Source organism: Commensalibacter sp. Nvir, assembly GCF_963921845.1.
Classification (GTDB): Bacteria; Pseudomonadota; Alphaproteobacteria; order Acetobacterales; family Acetobacteraceae; genus Commensalibacter.
Map to the genome: position 1 here is coordinate 15,080 of NZ_CAWUGZ010000017.1, position 15,539 is coordinate 30,618.

At 38.7% G+C, this 15,539-nt stretch carries 17 protein-coding genes; 3 read left to right on the forward strand and 14 right to left on the reverse strand.

Going from position 1 to position 15,539, the window contains the following annotated elements; all coding sequences use genetic code 11:
• Nucleotides 1-27 precede the first annotated feature (27 nt).
• Nucleotides 28-843: a lipid-binding SYLF domain-containing protein gene (locus AABE15_RS01235; protein ID WP_338329463.1), complete on the forward strand. Its 816-nt coding sequence runs from the start codon at nt 28-30 to the stop codon at nt 841-843.
• A 33-nt stretch (nt 844-876) separates the two neighbouring features.
• Here AABE15_RS01235 and mltG read toward each other — a convergent pair whose 3' ends face one another.
• From mltG to AABE15_RS01285, 10 genes are all read right to left on the reverse strand, one after another.
• The gene (gene mltG, locus AABE15_RS01240; RefSeq protein WP_338329464.1) at nt 877-1,836 is read right to left on the reverse strand and encodes an endolytic transglycosylase MltG; all 960 of its coding nucleotides are present in this window, start codon (nt 1,834-1,836) and stop codon (nt 877-879) included.
• Nucleotides 1,837-1,866: 30 nt separating this feature from the next.
• Nucleotides 1,867-3,147 (reverse strand): beta-ketoacyl-ACP synthase II, encoded by a 1,281-nt coding sequence (gene fabF / locus AABE15_RS01245; protein WP_338329465.1) that lies wholly within the window; start codon nt 3,145-3,147, stop codon nt 1,867-1,869.
• Nucleotides 3,148-3,196: 49 nt separating this feature from the next.
• Nucleotides 3,197-3,439 (reverse strand): acyl carrier protein, encoded by a 243-nt coding sequence (locus AABE15_RS01250; protein ID WP_338329466.1) that lies wholly within the window; start codon nt 3,437-3,439, stop codon nt 3,197-3,199.
• Between the two features lie 214 nt (nt 3,440-3,653).
• Entirely contained in the window at nt 3,654-4,400 is a 747-nt protein-coding gene (gene fabG / locus AABE15_RS01255) for a 3-oxoacyl-[acyl-carrier-protein] reductase (RefSeq protein ID WP_338329467.1), read from the reverse strand.
• Between the two features lie 28 nt (nt 4,401-4,428).
• Nucleotides 4,429-5,376 (reverse strand): ACP S-malonyltransferase, encoded by a 948-nt coding sequence (gene fabD / locus AABE15_RS01260; RefSeq protein WP_338329468.1) that lies wholly within the window; start codon nt 5,374-5,376, stop codon nt 4,429-4,431.
• A gap of 9 nt (nt 5,377-5,385) precedes the next feature.
• Nucleotides 5,386-5,919, reverse strand: a complete 534-nt coding sequence (locus AABE15_RS01265) for a YdcF family protein (RefSeq protein ID WP_338329469.1) — start codon at nt 5,917-5,919, stop codon at nt 5,386-5,388.
• A complete protein-coding gene (locus tag AABE15_RS01270) occupies nt 5,916-7,169 on the reverse strand; it encodes a class I SAM-dependent methyltransferase (protein WP_338329470.1) in 1,254 nt (417 codons plus the stop codon). Before AABE15_RS01270 ends, AABE15_RS01265 begins: the two co-directional genes overlap by 4 nt.
• Nucleotides 7,170-7,937 carry a glycine betaine ABC transporter substrate-binding protein gene (locus AABE15_RS01275; RefSeq protein WP_338329471.1) on the reverse strand — a complete coding sequence of 256 codons (768 nt, stop codon included), beginning with the start codon at nt 7,935-7,937 and terminating at the stop codon, nt 7,170-7,172.
• A gap of 48 nt (nt 7,938-7,985) precedes the next feature.
• On the reverse strand, nt 7,986-8,816 hold the full coding sequence (locus tag AABE15_RS01280) for a ferritin-like domain-containing protein (RefSeq protein WP_338329472.1): 831 nt from the start codon (nt 8,814-8,816) through the stop codon (nt 7,986-7,988).
• A 373-nt stretch (nt 8,817-9,189) separates the two neighbouring features.
• Nucleotides 9,190-9,531 (reverse strand): hypothetical protein, encoded by a 342-nt coding sequence (locus AABE15_RS01285; protein WP_338329473.1) that lies wholly within the window; start codon nt 9,529-9,531, stop codon nt 9,190-9,192.
• Nucleotides 9,532-10,005: 474 nt separating this feature from the next.
• On the opposite strand from AABE15_RS01285, the gene bioB reads away from it, so the two are divergent.
• Nucleotides 10,006-11,004: a biotin synthase BioB gene (bioB, locus tag AABE15_RS01290; protein ID WP_338329474.1), complete on the forward strand. Its 999-nt coding sequence runs from the start codon at nt 10,006-10,008 to the stop codon at nt 11,002-11,004.
• A gap of 21 nt (nt 11,005-11,025) precedes the next feature.
• On the opposite strand, the gene AABE15_RS01295 is transcribed toward bioB, so the two are convergent.
• A complete protein-coding gene (locus AABE15_RS01295; protein WP_338329475.1) occupies nt 11,026-13,257 on the reverse strand; it encodes a heavy metal translocating P-type ATPase in 2,232 nt (743 codons plus the stop codon).
• Between the two features lie 117 nt (nt 13,258-13,374).
• Between AABE15_RS01295 and AABE15_RS01300 the strand changes: the two genes are divergently transcribed.
• On the forward strand, nt 13,375-13,566 hold the full coding sequence (locus AABE15_RS01300) for a copper ion binding protein (RefSeq protein ID WP_338329476.1): 192 nt from the start codon (nt 13,375-13,377) through the stop codon (nt 13,564-13,566).
• Nucleotides 13,567-13,592: 26 nt separating this feature from the next.
• On the opposite strand, the gene AABE15_RS01305 is transcribed toward AABE15_RS01300, so the two are convergent.
• From AABE15_RS01305 to AABE15_RS01315, 3 genes are read right to left on the reverse strand one after another with little or no spacing between them, the layout of a single operon-like run.
• A complete protein-coding gene (locus tag AABE15_RS01305; RefSeq protein ID WP_338329477.1) occupies nt 13,593-14,231 on the reverse strand; it encodes a phosphoribosylanthranilate isomerase in 639 nt (212 codons plus the stop codon).
• Nucleotides 14,232-14,236: 5 nt separating this feature from the next.
• Nucleotides 14,237-14,941 carry an orotidine-5'-phosphate decarboxylase gene (gene pyrF / locus AABE15_RS01310; protein ID WP_338329478.1) on the reverse strand — a complete coding sequence of 235 codons (705 nt, stop codon included), beginning with the start codon at nt 14,939-14,941 and terminating at the stop codon, nt 14,237-14,239.
• A 6-nt stretch (nt 14,942-14,947) separates the two neighbouring features.
• Nucleotides 14,948-15,325 (reverse strand): LapA family protein, encoded by a 378-nt coding sequence (locus AABE15_RS01315; protein WP_338329479.1) that lies wholly within the window; start codon nt 15,323-15,325, stop codon nt 14,948-14,950.
• Nucleotides 15,326-15,539: the final 214 nt, after the last annotated feature.

Genomic DNA, 15,539 nt, shown 5'->3' on the forward strand with positions numbered 1-15,539 from the left:
TAGTTTTTATTAAAAGACAAAAACACTATGAAACCATTTAAAATTTTGAGTTATCTTTTCTTGTTTTTTGTTGCAACGTTATGGACAAGTGACCTCTATACGGTCCAAGCAAAGACGAATAATGAACAATCTTTGGTCGATCATGCTACGTTGGCGGTACAAGACGTTTTTAACCAAGAAACAACCCATAGCACACTCTATAAAAAACTAAACGACGCTCGAGCGGTAATGATTTGTCCGAATGTGACCCATATTTCTTTAGTATTTGGTGGATCAGGTGGACAATGTGTTTTATTATCAAGGGACGCTCAAGGGTCATGGTCAAGCCCTGCTTTTTACAGCTTATCCAGTGGGTCTTTTGGCATTCAAATGGGAGTACAAAATTCAACCATCATACTTTTTATTATGAATGATATAAGTCTGCGTAACTTACTTGATAGCCAATTTACAATGGGTGCCGATGCTACTGCTACTGCCGCCAATTCGAATGGAAGTGCCGACACAGGAATTTCCGATATTTATACAGTCCAAAAAAGTTCTGGACTATTTATTGGTGCTTCCCTTAAAGGCTCAAAACTTAAAATTGATAGCAAAGCCAATTACAATTATTATAATAGCATGGTTGGACCTGAAGACATTGTAATGGCCATGCGCGTTAATAATTCAAACGCTGATCCTTTACGAAGAATGTTAATTAAATTGTCTAATGCGGCACCCGCATCTACACATATAGTTCATTCCAAAACTAACCGTTTTGACAAAAACGGAGCCATTCAACTGGCTCCTTCTCTAGAAGAAAATAATCAAACGATTAAATCGGAAAATTTACCGCCACCAAAATAATTTCGACGATATAAAACAATGGTTCTAATAAGTCTAATTCTTTTTTCTTAACTTTATATTACGATTATGTTCGACCAAAGAAGAGGAAAAACTATGCCCACCTGTACCGTTCGCAACAAAATAAAGAAGGTTTCCCTCAACAGGATGGGCAACTGCCTTTAAGGCAGCAATACCAGGCGAACAAATAGGGGTTGGCGGTAAGAAATCGCTCCAATAGGTATTATAAGGATTAATCAATTTCCAGTCTTGTCTATTCAACGCTCTATCTAAATGACCTTTGCCTTTTGTCAACGCATAAATTATTGTAGCGTCAGACTGCAGTTTCATCCCCTGTTTCAATCGATTAATAAATACTCTGGCAACCATAGGACGCTCGATCTTAATCGCTGTTTCTTTTTCAACGATAGAAGCAAGAATAACCATATCCTTCGAAGACGTTAATACGCCTGTATCGTTCCTGTTTTGCCAAATTTGCTCAACCGTTTTCTCCATCGCTTTTTGCATTTTTTTTAAAAGTTGTAAGCGAGAAGTTCCCCAACTATAAGAATAGGTTTGCGGCAACACCGTACCTTCTTCTGGAGGAGTAATTTTTCCCTCTAAAAAAGGTGCTTGATTAATAAGACTGGCTATCTGATAAGACGTTAGCCCTTCAGGAACAGTTAACTCATGTTGAACCGGTTTAGCATAGCGGAGAATACCGATAATCTGTCGCATGGAAATATGCTCAGGAAAGGTAAACTCAGCGGCGCGCAATGCACCCTTTTTTTTACTTATAAAAACAACAAAACGAAAAATAAAAGCGCTAGAAGTATTTTGGGTAAGAAGATGTTCTTTTTGCAATTGGGTTAATACAGAAGAAATATTACCTTTTTTAATAACAATGTTTTTGCTTTCCTTTAAAGGACCCGGCTGAGTATAAAGAAAATTCCCATAAAAAACAAAAAGTACGATCATTAAAATGACCATACTTAAAACCAAGATAACTTTACGCACGTTGATCCGTCTCAATCAATAGGACTTAACTTACACCCGTCTGAATATTAAAGAAGCGTTTGTGCCACCAAAGCCAAAACTGTTCGATAATGCGACGTTAACGTTTCGTTGCTGAGCCTCATGAGCAACACGATCAATAACACTTTCTTTTGACGGACTATCGAGATTGAGCGTGGGCGGAACAACATTATGACAAATGGATAAAAGAGAAAATATTGCTTCTACCGCACCAGCAGCTCCTAACAAGTGCCCTATTGCTGTTTTTGTTGAAGACATAGCCAATTTCTTAGCGGCTTCACCAAACAATCTTTCTACAGCACCCAATTCCAAATCGTCTGCCATCGTCGAAGTACCATGCGCATTGATATAATCAACATCTTCTAAGTGTATGCCCGCATTCTTTACCGCAACACGCATGGCTCTTAAAGCGCCCTCATGACCTTCTGCCGGTGCGGTAATATGATGCGCATCTCCGGACATGCCATACCCAATAACTTCGCCATAAATTTTGGCGTTCCGACGTTTGGCATGTTCGTATTCTTCTAATACCAAAATTCCTGACCCTTCACCCATGACAAAACCGTCTCTATCCTTATCCCACGTTCGAGAGGCTTTTTGAGGAGAATCATTAAAATTTGTTGACAACGCTCTCGCTGCAGCGAACCCTGCAATACCTAAAGGACATACGGCTGCTTCTGCACCCCCTGCCACCATCACGTCTGCATCACCAAAAGAAATCAAACGGGAAGCATCACCAATAGCGTGCACACCCGACGCGCAGGCAGTCACGGCCGCATGGTTAGGACCTTTAAAGCCATATTTAATGGAAACATAACCCGAAACAAGATTAATTAAGGCTGCTGGAATAAAAAAAGGGGAAACTTTCCGAATATCGCCATTATGAACTTTAAGCGACGTTTCATAGATTGTCTGTAAACCACCTATCCCTGATCCGATCATAACCCCTGTGGCACAACAATCTTCTTCTGTTTGCGGAAGCCAACCTGAATCTTCCACCGCCTGCATTGCAGCCACTAAACCTAAGTGAATAAAACGGTCCATTTTCTTTTGATCTTTGACAGGTATCCATTCCGACAAATCTAATTTGCCTTCACTTTTCGATCCTGTGGGCACTTCGCCTGCTACCCTGCAAGGAAGATTGGAAGCATCAAAACTTTTAATAGCACGAATGCCACTCTCACTAGAAATCAACCGTTGCCAAACATTATCTACACCTAAACCTAAAGGGCTAACAATCCCTATACCAGTCACGACCACTCGACGTTGCGCAGACAATGTTTTAACAGTCATACAGCTGAATCCACCCGTTTTTACAATTGGTTTTTCATAGTTTTAAAAATTAAACAGATTGCTTTTGCTTTTCAATATAGTCAATCGCATCTTTAACCGTTGCAATTTTTTCCGCGGCATCCTCGGGAATTTCAACACTAAACGCTTCTTCAAAAGCCATAACCAGTTCAACAGTATCTAAACTGTCTGCGCCAAGATCGTCAATAAAAGAAGCTTCTGGGGTTACTTTTGCTTCTTCAACACCTAGGTGTTCAACTACGATTTTTTTAACCTTATCGGCAATATCGCTCATCTAATTTAATTCCTTATTACTTATAGAAAGCATCTTTAATTTGCTTAATTTAACTTTGTATAGAAAATTTTCAAAGACAAAAATTCACCTATTAAGCCATGGGGGATAACACAATTATTATCAATAGCCAAGATAAAGTTCTTAGCTAGTGATCAAATCTTGAAATAATCATACCCTACCGTTACGTCAATACATCACGTTATTGAAATAACAATTAAACCATAACCATCCCCCCATTTACGTGCAAGGTTGTACCCGTAACCCATTGCGCTTCAGTAGAAGCTAAATAAACAACCGCGGCAGCAACATCATCAACGTTACCCATACGAGAACAAGGAATTTTTTCTAATAATTTTTCTTTTTGAGGCTCTGACAATTGATCCGTCATTGCTGTTTCAATAAATCCTGGAGCGACCACATTGACCGTAATATTCCGGCTTGCAACTTCTAAAGCAAGCGACTTACTCATTCCTATTAATCCAGCTTTAGCCGCTGCATAATTACATTGACCTGCATTTCCTGTAACACCAACAATTGACGAAATATTGATAATACGCCCATAACGGCGCCGCATCATTCCCTTCACAGCAATTTGACTGAGGTGAAAGGGGACGGAAAGATCAATATTCATCACCGTTTGCCAATCGGATTCTTTCATTCGTAAAGCCAGCGTATCTTTGGTAAGCCCAGCGTTATTAACCAAAATGTCTATAGGTGAGTTAACGAGCTCTTCCGCTTGAGGAATAAGATTTTCAACTGCATCGCTATCCGATAAATTAGCAGGGAAAATCTTTATTTTATTCTCCCCACCAAACTGTTGCTGAACTTTTTTTAAAATCGCTTCGCGAGTCCCCGTTATAACAACTGTTGCCCCTTGCTTGACCAATGCTTTGGCAATTGCGCTACCAATCCCACCAGATCCCCCAGTCACGAGCGCACATTTTTTATCTAATTGAAACATATGTATTCCTTGTTACATGGCGCATACATTAAAACACTTTAACAAACTGATCAATATCAACAGGATCACTAATCGAATAGGCTTTTCTATCTTTCGCGATCCTTTTAACTAAATTGGATAATACTTTACCTGAGCCAATTTCATAGAATACTTCTACATTTTGATCCAATAAATATTGTATGGTTTCCGCCCACCGTACAGGGGCAGTGACTTGTTCGACAAGTAACGTTTTGATGTCCTGCTCGCTCTGATACGGTTGAGCCGTCACATTAGCAACAACAGGTATAACTGGGCAATTAACCTGAATATCAGCCAGAGCAGTTTGCATTTTTTCAGCAGCAGGCTTCATCAATGGACTATGAAAAGGTGCAGACACAACCAATTTTATTGCCTTTTTTATTTTCTTTTGATTAGCAACGTCAATTGCACGGTCTATAGCGTCTTGGTGACCAGAAATAACGACTTGACCCGCACCGTTATCATTAGCAACCACGACAAAAGAGCCAGGAAGAGTGACTTCTTCACAAATTTGCTTAGCGTGCTCTTTATCTGTTCCTAATAAGGCAGCCATACCGCCCATTCCTTCCGAAACAGCGCTCTGCATAGCCTCACCTCGATGCCGTAACAATCGCGCAGTAGTTTCAAAGTCAAACGATTTTGACGTGCATAACGCTGAATACTCCCCTAAAGAATGACCTGCCGCAAATTGAACCGATTTAGCAACATCTAGCCCCGTTTCTCTTTCCAATACCCTCATTACCGCAAGTGAATGTGCCATCAGTGCGGGTTGAGTATTCTGCGTCAAGGTTAATTTATCTTCAGGACCTTCCATCATTAATCGGCTTAAAGGTTGCTTCAATGTTTCGTCTAAACTCTCTAAAACCTCTCTTGCTGCGGAAAAGGTCTCACAAAGTGCTTTAGCCATACCAACGTATTGACTTCCTTGACCGGGAAATAAAAAAGCGCGAACGGTCATATTATGTTCCTAATTCTTCTTATTCGATTTTAAAATTTTTTTACCACAGTTTAAGGTCAAACGTAAACTGTCCCATAATAAAGCAGGAATCTCTCTTAGTCTCCAATACCAACGTTTACGAAAATTGCGCGACGCTTGCCCTCTTGCACGAACAGGTCGAACAGTCCAACCCTTTAAACGCATTAGACAACTACACCTTAGAATATGATAAGCACTTGTCACCAAAACAAGCGTTGTATTTTCTTTATAAAAATGTTGTTTTTCTAGTATCTCAGAACAATAAAGAACGGAATCTAGCGTATTTTTTGCCTGATCTTCACGCAGAATCTGCGACGCTTTTACATTTTTTTCAAGCAACAGTTTTTCCATCACCATGGCTTCCGTTCGTCCACATTGTGCATTTCCGCCACTTACCACATAAAGGGGGAACGCGCACTTCACTCCATAGCGATAGGCTGCCTCAACACGATTAAGCAATGCAGCAGGCGGAGAGCCATTATTTTTTAAAGATGCTCCAAAGATAAGAATGGGTTGCTTCTTCACGATAAAGATCTTACAAAAATCTGGTTCATACTTTCGCATTTTGAAAATGTTTCTTGCCATACAGACATAATTTTATTTTTTGCTAAACCTCTCTGACAAGCCAGTTCAAATATTTCGCCCAAATTACGTTTTCCATCAATCAAACTTAACAACATTTTTGCTTGTGAAGGCAAAGATAGATGTACGGTCAAACCATTCATTACGTGGGGCAAAAGATTTGATGGCAGTATTCGACGAATTAAAACCTCAATAGGAGTCTCACGTACGTATGGCACGCATTCCATTGCACAAGGATCCGTTCGAACCCATCTATCTTCCTGATGGCTAATATACATAACGTGTGTAGCCATATTCCCTGCGAGAGCTTCTGAAATGATCGCTTTGCTACGCGTGTCCATTTCATCCATTTTTGCACGTATCATGGGGTCTGAAGTCAAGTAGTAAGGATCGTAACGCACAGGCTCCATAAGGGCATTGATTTTAAAACCAGTCCCTTCAACTAACGTCCATAACTCATCAATCGTATAAGGGGTATCCCTAGGATTAAGCAAAAGATCGTATAAACCCGAATCTCCCCCCAAAATATGATCGCTGAAATTATTATTGAATCTTAACCATGCCGTTGAAGGTAAATGCTGCATTATCTTTTTCGCAATATTTAGTCTTTTAACAGGCTTTTCCTCTAAAGGCGCTAAATATGAAAGGGCTTTTTGCAACATATAAACGCCCGTACGTCCATAAGGTGCATAAACCATCAACCCTATGCCACCCTGAGGCGCCAACATTGTTTTCAGAATGGCAAGCCCTTGGCTAGGATTAGGAAGATGATGCAATACACCACAACAATCAATATAATCAAACAAACCTAAAGATAGATTAGGCAAATCTAAAATAGATCCTTGAACAATTCGCAGATTATTTAGATTTCGAATTTTAGCACGCTCTTTCACAATGGACAAAACATTGTGGGCACGATCTAAGCACACAACCTCCCCTAACGAATGACGTCGCGCCATTTGTTGAGCAACCATAATGGCGGCATCCCCAGTGCCACATCCCGCAATTAAAACACGGAGTGGCTCAGAGTATTTTCTTTTTCCCCCAAAAACCCAATACTCAATTTCATTAAGATGGCTCGGAGTTCCTATGAGCAACCTACGTTTTTCGTCTTGTGGGTCTCGTTGCGGATAAGGATACAATTCATATTGTTCAGCTAAACGATCGTCTCTGAAATCTTTTAAAATGGTCATTTATATTCTTGTAATTAATTTGCCACGCTGCCAAGCCTCAGCTGCCTCGTGACAATCCATGCCGTCGAAGCGTATAGCTTGCTCCATTAATTTTAGAACCTGGTTGCCCAGAGTCACTGCACCCAGCTCATCCAATAAATCCTCGTCAAAACATGTTATCGAAGATTCTTGAATAAGAATTGCTGCTTTATGTTCATTAAGCTGAAAAGGGGATGCCAATTCTAAACTAAATATAAATTCAGAACTGGCAATAATACTAGGTTGAGATAGCACCATTAGATTGGGCAGCTTAAAATTTATTGTTTCATTATAAGAAGCAAACGCTTCTTCTTCTGTAGCATTTTGCAACAAAAACCCTTTTTCCAGGAAACCATGTTTTTGAAAAACGTAATAGGCATAGTCATACAAAGTTTCAGGAACGACAACCGTTTGATTGAGTTCAGCAAACGCACCAATTTGGTCAAAAGAATGTATTTTGTTCTGAAAATTTTTCGATAGTGCAAAAAAACTAAAAGGCTGATAAAGATTGCCCAATTGACGGATATAAGGAATTTGGTTCAGCATATCTCTGTGAATATCGGGTAACCATACTGTCGAAAAAATATCAATTTGACCTGCAACCAATTCTTTAAGCAACCCTGCTTTGCTTCCTGTTATCAATTCAACATTTTCCAACCCATGCGCTTCTAATACTCTTAGTACTACAGCTGCAGAGGCTTCGTGAACGGGAGTATCAAAAAAGGCTAATCTTATTAAATCTAAACTCAATGGTTTGAGACCTTACGCAAAAAATGAATAGTATAACCGATAATTAAATCAAGACAGATGGGCTATGCGTTTACTGTAAATTTTTCTTTGTTTTCTAATAAGCTTCATGACCAAACTTGCCAATCGCTCTTGCCATTTTGTTGAAGGCATCCACCCAATTGCTTTAAATACCATGTTAATTACCTTACTAAAATGACGTTTTTGATAAATAGGAATGGCTTTGACCATATAAAGCGCTATGCAACGTTTATGATTATAAGGCATATTTTCAGGTTCGTTGGTTACATGATATGCAGAGGCCAATTCATCATCTTGACTTTCAACAATGCGCATAATAGCAATTTTAGCCCGTTGCCATTTGGTTAGTTTATCTTTAGATTCGTACTTTTTAAAGTAATCATAAAATAATTTATAATGCCGAAATTCATCTGCCGCAACCCGCCGGCATATATCTTTTAATACAGGTTCTTCAACATAATCCGCTAACGCCGAATAATACGAAGAGGTTCCCACCTCAACTATGCAACGCGCAATGAATTCCCCAGATTTAGAACCTCGTATGGAATGTTTAACATTTGTGTTAATTTTATAAAATTCTTTAAATTGAGTAAAACTTTTTTTGTAATCCCAATCGGGATCTGCCAGCATAGCCCACTTCCCCAGAACCTCTCCGTGCTGAACCTCTTCGGCTTCCCATTGATCAAATGCACCTGCCATTTCAGGATCATTTGTAAATACATTTTTTAGATAAACGGTATAATCAACACTATTACGCTCAACAACCGACGCTGTTTTAATGAGAGGTATAATTGCTTTATCGACCAAAGAACGATCAAACTGGTCCCATTTTATTTGTTCAATATTCCAATGCTTAGCCATTATTATACCCCCCTGTTAAGTTAGAACGATATTGCTAGGTAAAATTATATAATTTCAAATAACTCAGTGCAAAAAGAAAATGACAAAGAATGTTAAAACAATTTTTATATTGTCCTAAGTAAAGTACTACTGGTGACTATTTAGGCCTTTTATCTTTATCCATGATACGGGCACAAATCCCTTCTTTAGCATTAGGTTTTTTGAACGAATACTAAATAAGTTTAAATCCTGCGGCACAATGCTGTTTTTAAATTTTGAGGTGTAGGCTGCCGCACTTCAAACAATACTGCCAATAAAAACGAGCTAGCACTTTTCATCATATCCAAATCCTCTTTAGCTCAATCTAAGCAACTTTCTTCCAATGCTTTTGTAATCAATTCCAATGAAAAGTTGCTCTATATATATTAGATTTCTTTTTAAAAAAATTGAGAATATCTTTCTTTATACGCAAAAGGAGCCACTGTTTTTTAGACAAACGAAAAGCCAACCGCCTAATTAAATTATTCAAATGAACTAAAGATAAGATATAATCAGCCAAAAATATATTGCTTCCAAAAAATTTTCGTACCTCCAGCAAGCACCACTCTGAATCCCGTATAGTCTTTGAAACGATAGAAAAACATCGCTTCCAGTATTTGGCATCACCCCTATCGTCACTTCTGGCCTTGCCAGCAATCAATGTTCTGTCCCCATTTCTAAGAGGCAAAACAACCAATTCCTATACCTTCTTTGGTAATAAGGCCGTCCATCATACTGATAATAAGTTTTGGGTAACGTATTATAAATTTAACCAGCGAGTGTTATATTTAAAAAATCAAATGGCTTGATCCTATTGATCATTTTTTAAATAATCAGCAATTTTACGTATATCTCTGCCACTACTAAACGCTCCATTTGAATTGCGGTTTAACAGAACAAATTGAATGTCTGGATCTTCTTTCAAATTCTTTAGTACCGTCCTTATTTCATTTTATAAACGTTTATCCTGCTTTTTTCATGTTTTAATTCTGTTTGATCGTTTATCTATGGACAATCAATTAATTAATTATAAACACTTTTCTAACTATAGTTTTCACAGGGTTTATGTTCTTTATTTCTTGATAAAAACGCACTATTCATAAAATCCTATCTGCTAAAGACTTTATAGATTAAAACATATTTACCCTATTAAATATTCAAGGACCTTCTGATGCTTGCTAATAAAAATGATTCGTTACATGAGAATATGAAAGATTTTTTTCCTGTACGACATGATTGGAGCAGAGAAGAAATAGAAAAATTATTTAAGTTACCTTTTCCTAAACTCATTTATCAAGCTCAAACGGCTCATCATCTTTATTTTGATCCCACTCTCATTCAAGTATCAACCTTGCTTTCTATCAAAAGCGGTGGATGCCCAGAAGATTGTGCCTATTGCCCCCAAAGTGCACGACATAACGAAAAAATTAAAGCTGACAAACTCATGGCAATTGAAGAGGTTCTGCAACGAGCTCAAGCAGCCAAAGATCAAGGCGCTACACGTTTTTGTATGGGTGCCGCGTGGCGATCACCTAAAAAACATGACCTAGAAACGGTATGCGCTATGATTGAAGGTGTTAAAAAAATCGGTCTGGAAACTTGCGTTACCTTGGGTATGCTGGATAAAAATCAAACCGAACGATTAAAGCAAGCGGGACTAGATTATTACAACCATAATTTGGACACTTCAAAAAAACATTACGAAAAAATTATTTCAACCCGAACCTATCAAGATAGATTGGATACCCTGGCCTTCATCAGAGAAGCCAATATTAAAGTTTGTTGCGGGGGCATTCTAGGTATGAATGAGCAAGAAGCCGATCGCATCGATATGATCATGACTTTAGCCAATTTACCCAAACACCCCGAAAGTGTGCCTATAAATCTTCTTATCCGGGTTAAGGGTACTCCCCTAGAGAATGCCGAACCCATTGAACCCATTGATTTTGTGAAAACGGTAGCCGTTGCTCGTATTGTTTTACCAAAAAGTTACGTGCGGCTTGCTGCAGGCAGAAACGAAATGACGCCTGAAATGCAAACGCTTTGTTATCTTGCTGGCGTCAACTCTATTTTCTTAGGCGAGAGGCTATTGACGTGTCCCAATCCAGACAAAAATACAGATCTCAATCTATTTAAAAAATTGGGATTGCAAATTGCCCCAAAATTATAAATAAATTATCCCGCAATAACTCTATGAAATAGGTGCCTTCCAACGCAACAGCCGCAAAGCATTGGTAACAACACAAACGCTACTTAGGGCCATCGCACCTCCTGCAATGGCAGGATTTAACATACCTAACATTGCCAAAGGGATTCCAATAATATTATAAATGAAAGCCCAAAATAGACCCTCTTTAATGCGCTGATGAATTTTTTGGGCAATATCGATCGTTGCATAGACCAACATCGGTTGACTTCTCATTAAAACAATGCCAGCAACCTCTGCTGCAACATCCGTTCCCTCTCCCATAGCAATACCTAAATCGGCCGCTGCCAACGCAGGGGCATCGTTAATGCCATCACCCACCATAGCCACGGCGCCATTCTTATCTCTATTCGCTGATAATGTAACAATAATTTTTTGTTTTTCTTCTGGACTTAAATTACTGTAGACATCTGAAACCTCTAAAGCTTTACCGATCTCTTGAGCCGCATGATAATTATCCCCAGTTAAGATAATGGGGCGGATTTTTCGCTTTTTTAGTTCATCCATTAAGCGCATGGCTCCTTCTCGTATCTGATCCTTAAAAGCAACCAATCCTACAATTTCATGAATATTATTTTTAGACCTTACTAACCAAGACAGACTTGTGCCTTTGACTTCAGATGGCAAATCAGGGACGTGCAATCCAAGAGCCTCGATCATTTTTTCATTGCCGAACCAAAACTGATCCCCATTAAGATCTCCAACAATACCTCTGCCTTGATCTTTAATGACTTTAAACGATTTAGGTTCTATAAGATGGTGTTCTGTTTTTGTCGCTTCCACTGTAATAGCTTTTGCTAAAGGATGTTCGCTTGCCTTCGACAAACTAGCCGACCAAAAAACAATTTCTTTTTGATTATAATTTCCAAAAGGTATTACGGATTGAACGTATAATTTTCCTTTTGTCAAAGTTCCTGTTTTATCAAGGGCAATCGTTTTTATACGTCTTGCTTTTTCTAAAGCTTCCGCATCCCTTATAAGAATACCTGCTCTTGCCGCCGCCGCACATCCTGTAGCCAATGCGGTTGGGGTTGCAAGGCCCAACGCGCACGGACAGGCAATAACCAGAACAGATGCACCATGGAGTAACCCAGCTATAAGATCGCCATAAAAAAACCACCAAACAAAAAAAGTAAGTAACGCTGCGAGAATAACAATAGGTACGAAAATAGAGCTAATGCGATCAACCAATTTTTGTATAGGGACTTTGGTAGCTTGGGCATTTTCGACCAAACGTACAATTGCTGCTAAGCGCGTCTCGCTGCCTATTTTGCTTACTTTAATAACAAGACGGCCTGTCGTGTTGAGTGCACCGGTTATAACCGTATCATTAACATTTTTTTCGACTGGCAACGATTCCCCTGTAAGCATCGATTCGTCAACATCACTTTCGCCCGCAACAACAACGCCATCACAAGGGATGCGTTCTCCAGGTCTTACAACAACCAGATCACCGATAAACAAAAACTCGTTTGGAATAATTTCTTCTTTTCCCTCTCTTAACCGACAAACATTTTCAGGCCTTAAAGCTTGCAAAGCCCTTATTGACGAAGCGGCTTTAGTTCTTGCTTTTTTTTCAAGCCAATGCCCAAAAAGAACAAAGGTAATAATAAGAGAAGAGCTCTCATAATAAAGATGAGGCTCTGATCCATTCGAACCTCTAATAAACCAAACCAATAATAAAACGGTGCTAAGTCCCCACGCAGCGCTAGAGCCTAATGAAACCAATAAATCCATATTACCTGTTCCCGCTAACACGGAACGATAGCCTGCACTATAAAATTGTTTTCCTAACCAAAATTGTACTGGCGTCGCCAATAAAAACTGTAACCAACCCGGCAACATCCATGAAGGATAAAGAATACTAACGATCATTGCTATCAACAACGGCGCAGACAAAATGGCAGCACTAACCCATTTTTTTAATTCCTTTTTATCGTCACTAAAGGCGGTATCGTTTTTGGTAAGATTTGGATTGATCCACTGGGCTTCATACCCCGCGTCTTTAACTTTTCGTTCTATTGCCTCAATAACTGTCTTACTATCTTTGGAAGGATTTAGAAGTACTCTGGCTTGCTCTAACGTTAGGTTAACACTAGCATCCTCAACGCCATCTACTGATTTAATGGCTCGTTCAACGCGTCCAACACATGATGTACAGGTCATTTGTGCAATTGAAAAATTTACACTTCGAAAAGTTAAATTATGTTCAGACATAATGCTAAACCCTGACCATCTTTTAAAAAATTAGAACCAAAATAGTAATCAATACGCTATATATGTTATTATAATTACGCTAAAAGATACAATGTATTCGTTTAAGGAGTCTGTGTAATGAAAACTTATAATATTAAAGGCATGACGTGCCAACACTGTGTCAAAACAGTTAAAGAAGCGCTAAGAAAGCTACCAGGGGTAAAAACAGTAGACGTTGATCTTAAACAAGGCACTGTCAGTGTTGAAGGAGACGTCGAGAAATCAGCCATTAAAAAAGCAATAGAAAAAGAAGGGTATGAATTAACATAAAATTTTAATTTTAAAAAAATTAAAGACTACAAACAGTTTAAATCATTACAATTCCTAACCTTGGTAACAAAATTTTGGATCAACTGGGAATCTTTAATTCCCAGTTGATTTTCTACACCTGAAGAAACATCCACAGCACGCGTACCAGAAAGAGAGATCGCTCGATCAACGTTCCGACAATTAAGTCCCCCTGCAAGCACCCATGGCTTAGGGGCCCGCCATGATTGGGTTATACGCCAATCAAATTGCTTACTGTTACCACCGGGTCTTGTATCGGTTTTTGAGGCAGGAGCCTCAATGACTAATCCATCTAAAGGACAAGACGTCGGCAAATCCGAAAACCTTTTTATTCCTTTTGAAAGCCAAACGGGAATATTAAAACGTTTACGAATAAAACAAGCCTGCTCCAAGGAAGTGTAAAGCTGTAGAACATCCAACCTTACCTTTTCAAGAACAGTTTCTATTTCTTCTTCATCAGGATGAACAAATAAACCGACCCTTTGCAAACCTTGCTGTTTAAAATCGGGTAAATGGGACGCCTGCTCTGGAGTAATGTAACGCGGAGAAGGTGGATAAAAAACCAAACCAACCCAATCTACGTTTAATTTCGCTAGTAATTCGTAGTGATTTTCTTCTTTGATCCCACAGACTTTTATTGCGATCAAAACAATCACCCTTGGATCTGTTCTAAGATCGTATGGACGATTTTCCTAGGATCGGAAGCTTTAGTAATAGGTCTGCCTACTACAATCCAACTTGCACCAGCTTGGCGTGCTTCCTTAGGTGTCATCACACGCTGCTGATCATCTGAGGCTAACCGTTCGAGTCGAATTCCAGGCACAATTAAACTGATTTCCTTACCTAGACGTTCTCTTAAATAAAAAACCTCTTGTGGAGAACATACCAATCCATCAACGCCATTTTCTAGAGCCATTTCTGCTAATAAAAGCACTTGATCAAGAGGTGTTTTTTCAATGCCTATACTATATAAATTGCTTTGATCCATACTGGTTAAAACCGTAACCCCCAACAGCAAAGGACGCTGCTGCAACTCAAAGTAATTATTAACAGCCTCCCGAGCAGCCTTGATCATTTTTTCGCCGCCTAAAGTATGTATGGTCAACATAGACGGGTTTAAAACAGATAAACTTCCAATAGCAGAAGCAACCGTATTGGGTATATCGTGTAATTTAAGATCAAGAAAAAATCTCTTATTTTTAGTTAAATTTTTTATATTATCCAAACCAAGAGCATACATACACTCCATACCGATTTTAATCATTTGACCTGTTTCATCGGCAATTTCTATCCAAGTTTTTACCTCTGCAAACTTTTTTGTGTCCGCTGCTATAATAAGTTTTGTTTTCTGAGTCATTGTACTTTAATTTTCCAACGTAACATCTTCGTAACTTGAGGTTGAAGACGTTGGGGTAGGACTGGAACTCGATTGTAAAACGGCTTGGCTGGCATGATGCTGTGTCGTTAAATCAATGTAACGCGTCTGTAGGTCAGTTAACTGTTTTTCAAGTTCTCTTACTTTTTGTTCTGCTTTTCTAGTACGCCTCCACTGCCCCACAAGGGAAATAAAAACTGTCAATGCTCCAACAAAAAACGAAATTAATCCCCATATTAAAGAAAAAAGTCCAATAGACGTTTTCCATTCTGCTATGATAAATTTGACATTGATAGGATCAATATTCACTAACATCACAACAATAAGTACGATAATAAACGGTATAATTACAACGAGACGTAACACCTCAGAACTCTCCTTAATAAACAAAACTTATTTTAGCAGAAAATTTTTATTATGATAACTTAATAGGCTATAAATTACAATTTTAGGAAAAGGAAAGAAAATTTGCTCAAAATACAAGTATAAATGTTTATAATTTCAACATAATGTTAAAAAACGTTGGACTTATTTGATTTCCCATGTTCATTCTATAGAGAATTAAGATTTAATTATAAGT

Excerpts from the sequence above, each read along its gene's own strand:
- AABE15_RS01235 (WP_338329463.1), top strand. The coding sequence starts at position 28 with ATGAAACCATTTAAAATTTTGAGTTATCTTTTCTTGTTTTTTGTTGCA.
- fabF (WP_338329465.1), bottom strand. The coding sequence starts at position 3,147 with ATGACTGTTAAAACATTGTCTGCGCAACGTCGAGTGGTCGTGACTGGT.
- AABE15_RS01250 (WP_338329466.1), bottom strand. The coding sequence starts at position 3,439 with ATGAGCGATATTGCCGATAAGGTTAAAAAAATCGTAGTTGAACACCTA.
- fabG (WP_338329467.1), bottom strand. The coding sequence starts at position 4,400 with ATGTTTCAATTAGATAAAAAATGTGCGCTCGTGACTGGGGGATCTGGT.
- fabD (WP_338329468.1), bottom strand. The coding sequence starts at position 5,376 with ATGACCGTTCGCGCTTTTTTATTTCCCGGTCAAGGAAGTCAATACGTT.
- AABE15_RS01270 (WP_338329470.1), bottom strand. The coding sequence starts at position 7,169 with ATGACCATTTTAAAAGATTTCAGAGACGATCGTTTAGCTGAACAATAT.
- AABE15_RS01280 (WP_338329472.1), bottom strand. The coding sequence starts at position 8,816 with ATGGCTAAGCATTGGAATATTGAACAAATAAAATGGGACCAGTTTGAT.
- bioB (WP_338329474.1), top strand. The coding sequence starts at position 10,006 with ATGCTTGCTAATAAAAATGATTCGTTACATGAGAATATGAAAGATTTT.
- AABE15_RS01295 (WP_338329475.1), bottom strand. The coding sequence starts at position 13,257 with ATGTCTGAACATAATTTAACTTTTCGAAGTGTAAATTTTTCAATTGCA.
- AABE15_RS01300 (WP_338329476.1), top strand. The coding sequence starts at position 13,375 with ATGAAAACTTATAATATTAAAGGCATGACGTGCCAACACTGTGTCAAA.
- pyrF (WP_338329478.1), bottom strand. The coding sequence starts at position 14,941 with ATGACTCAGAAAACAAAACTTATTATAGCAGCGGACACAAAAAAGTTT.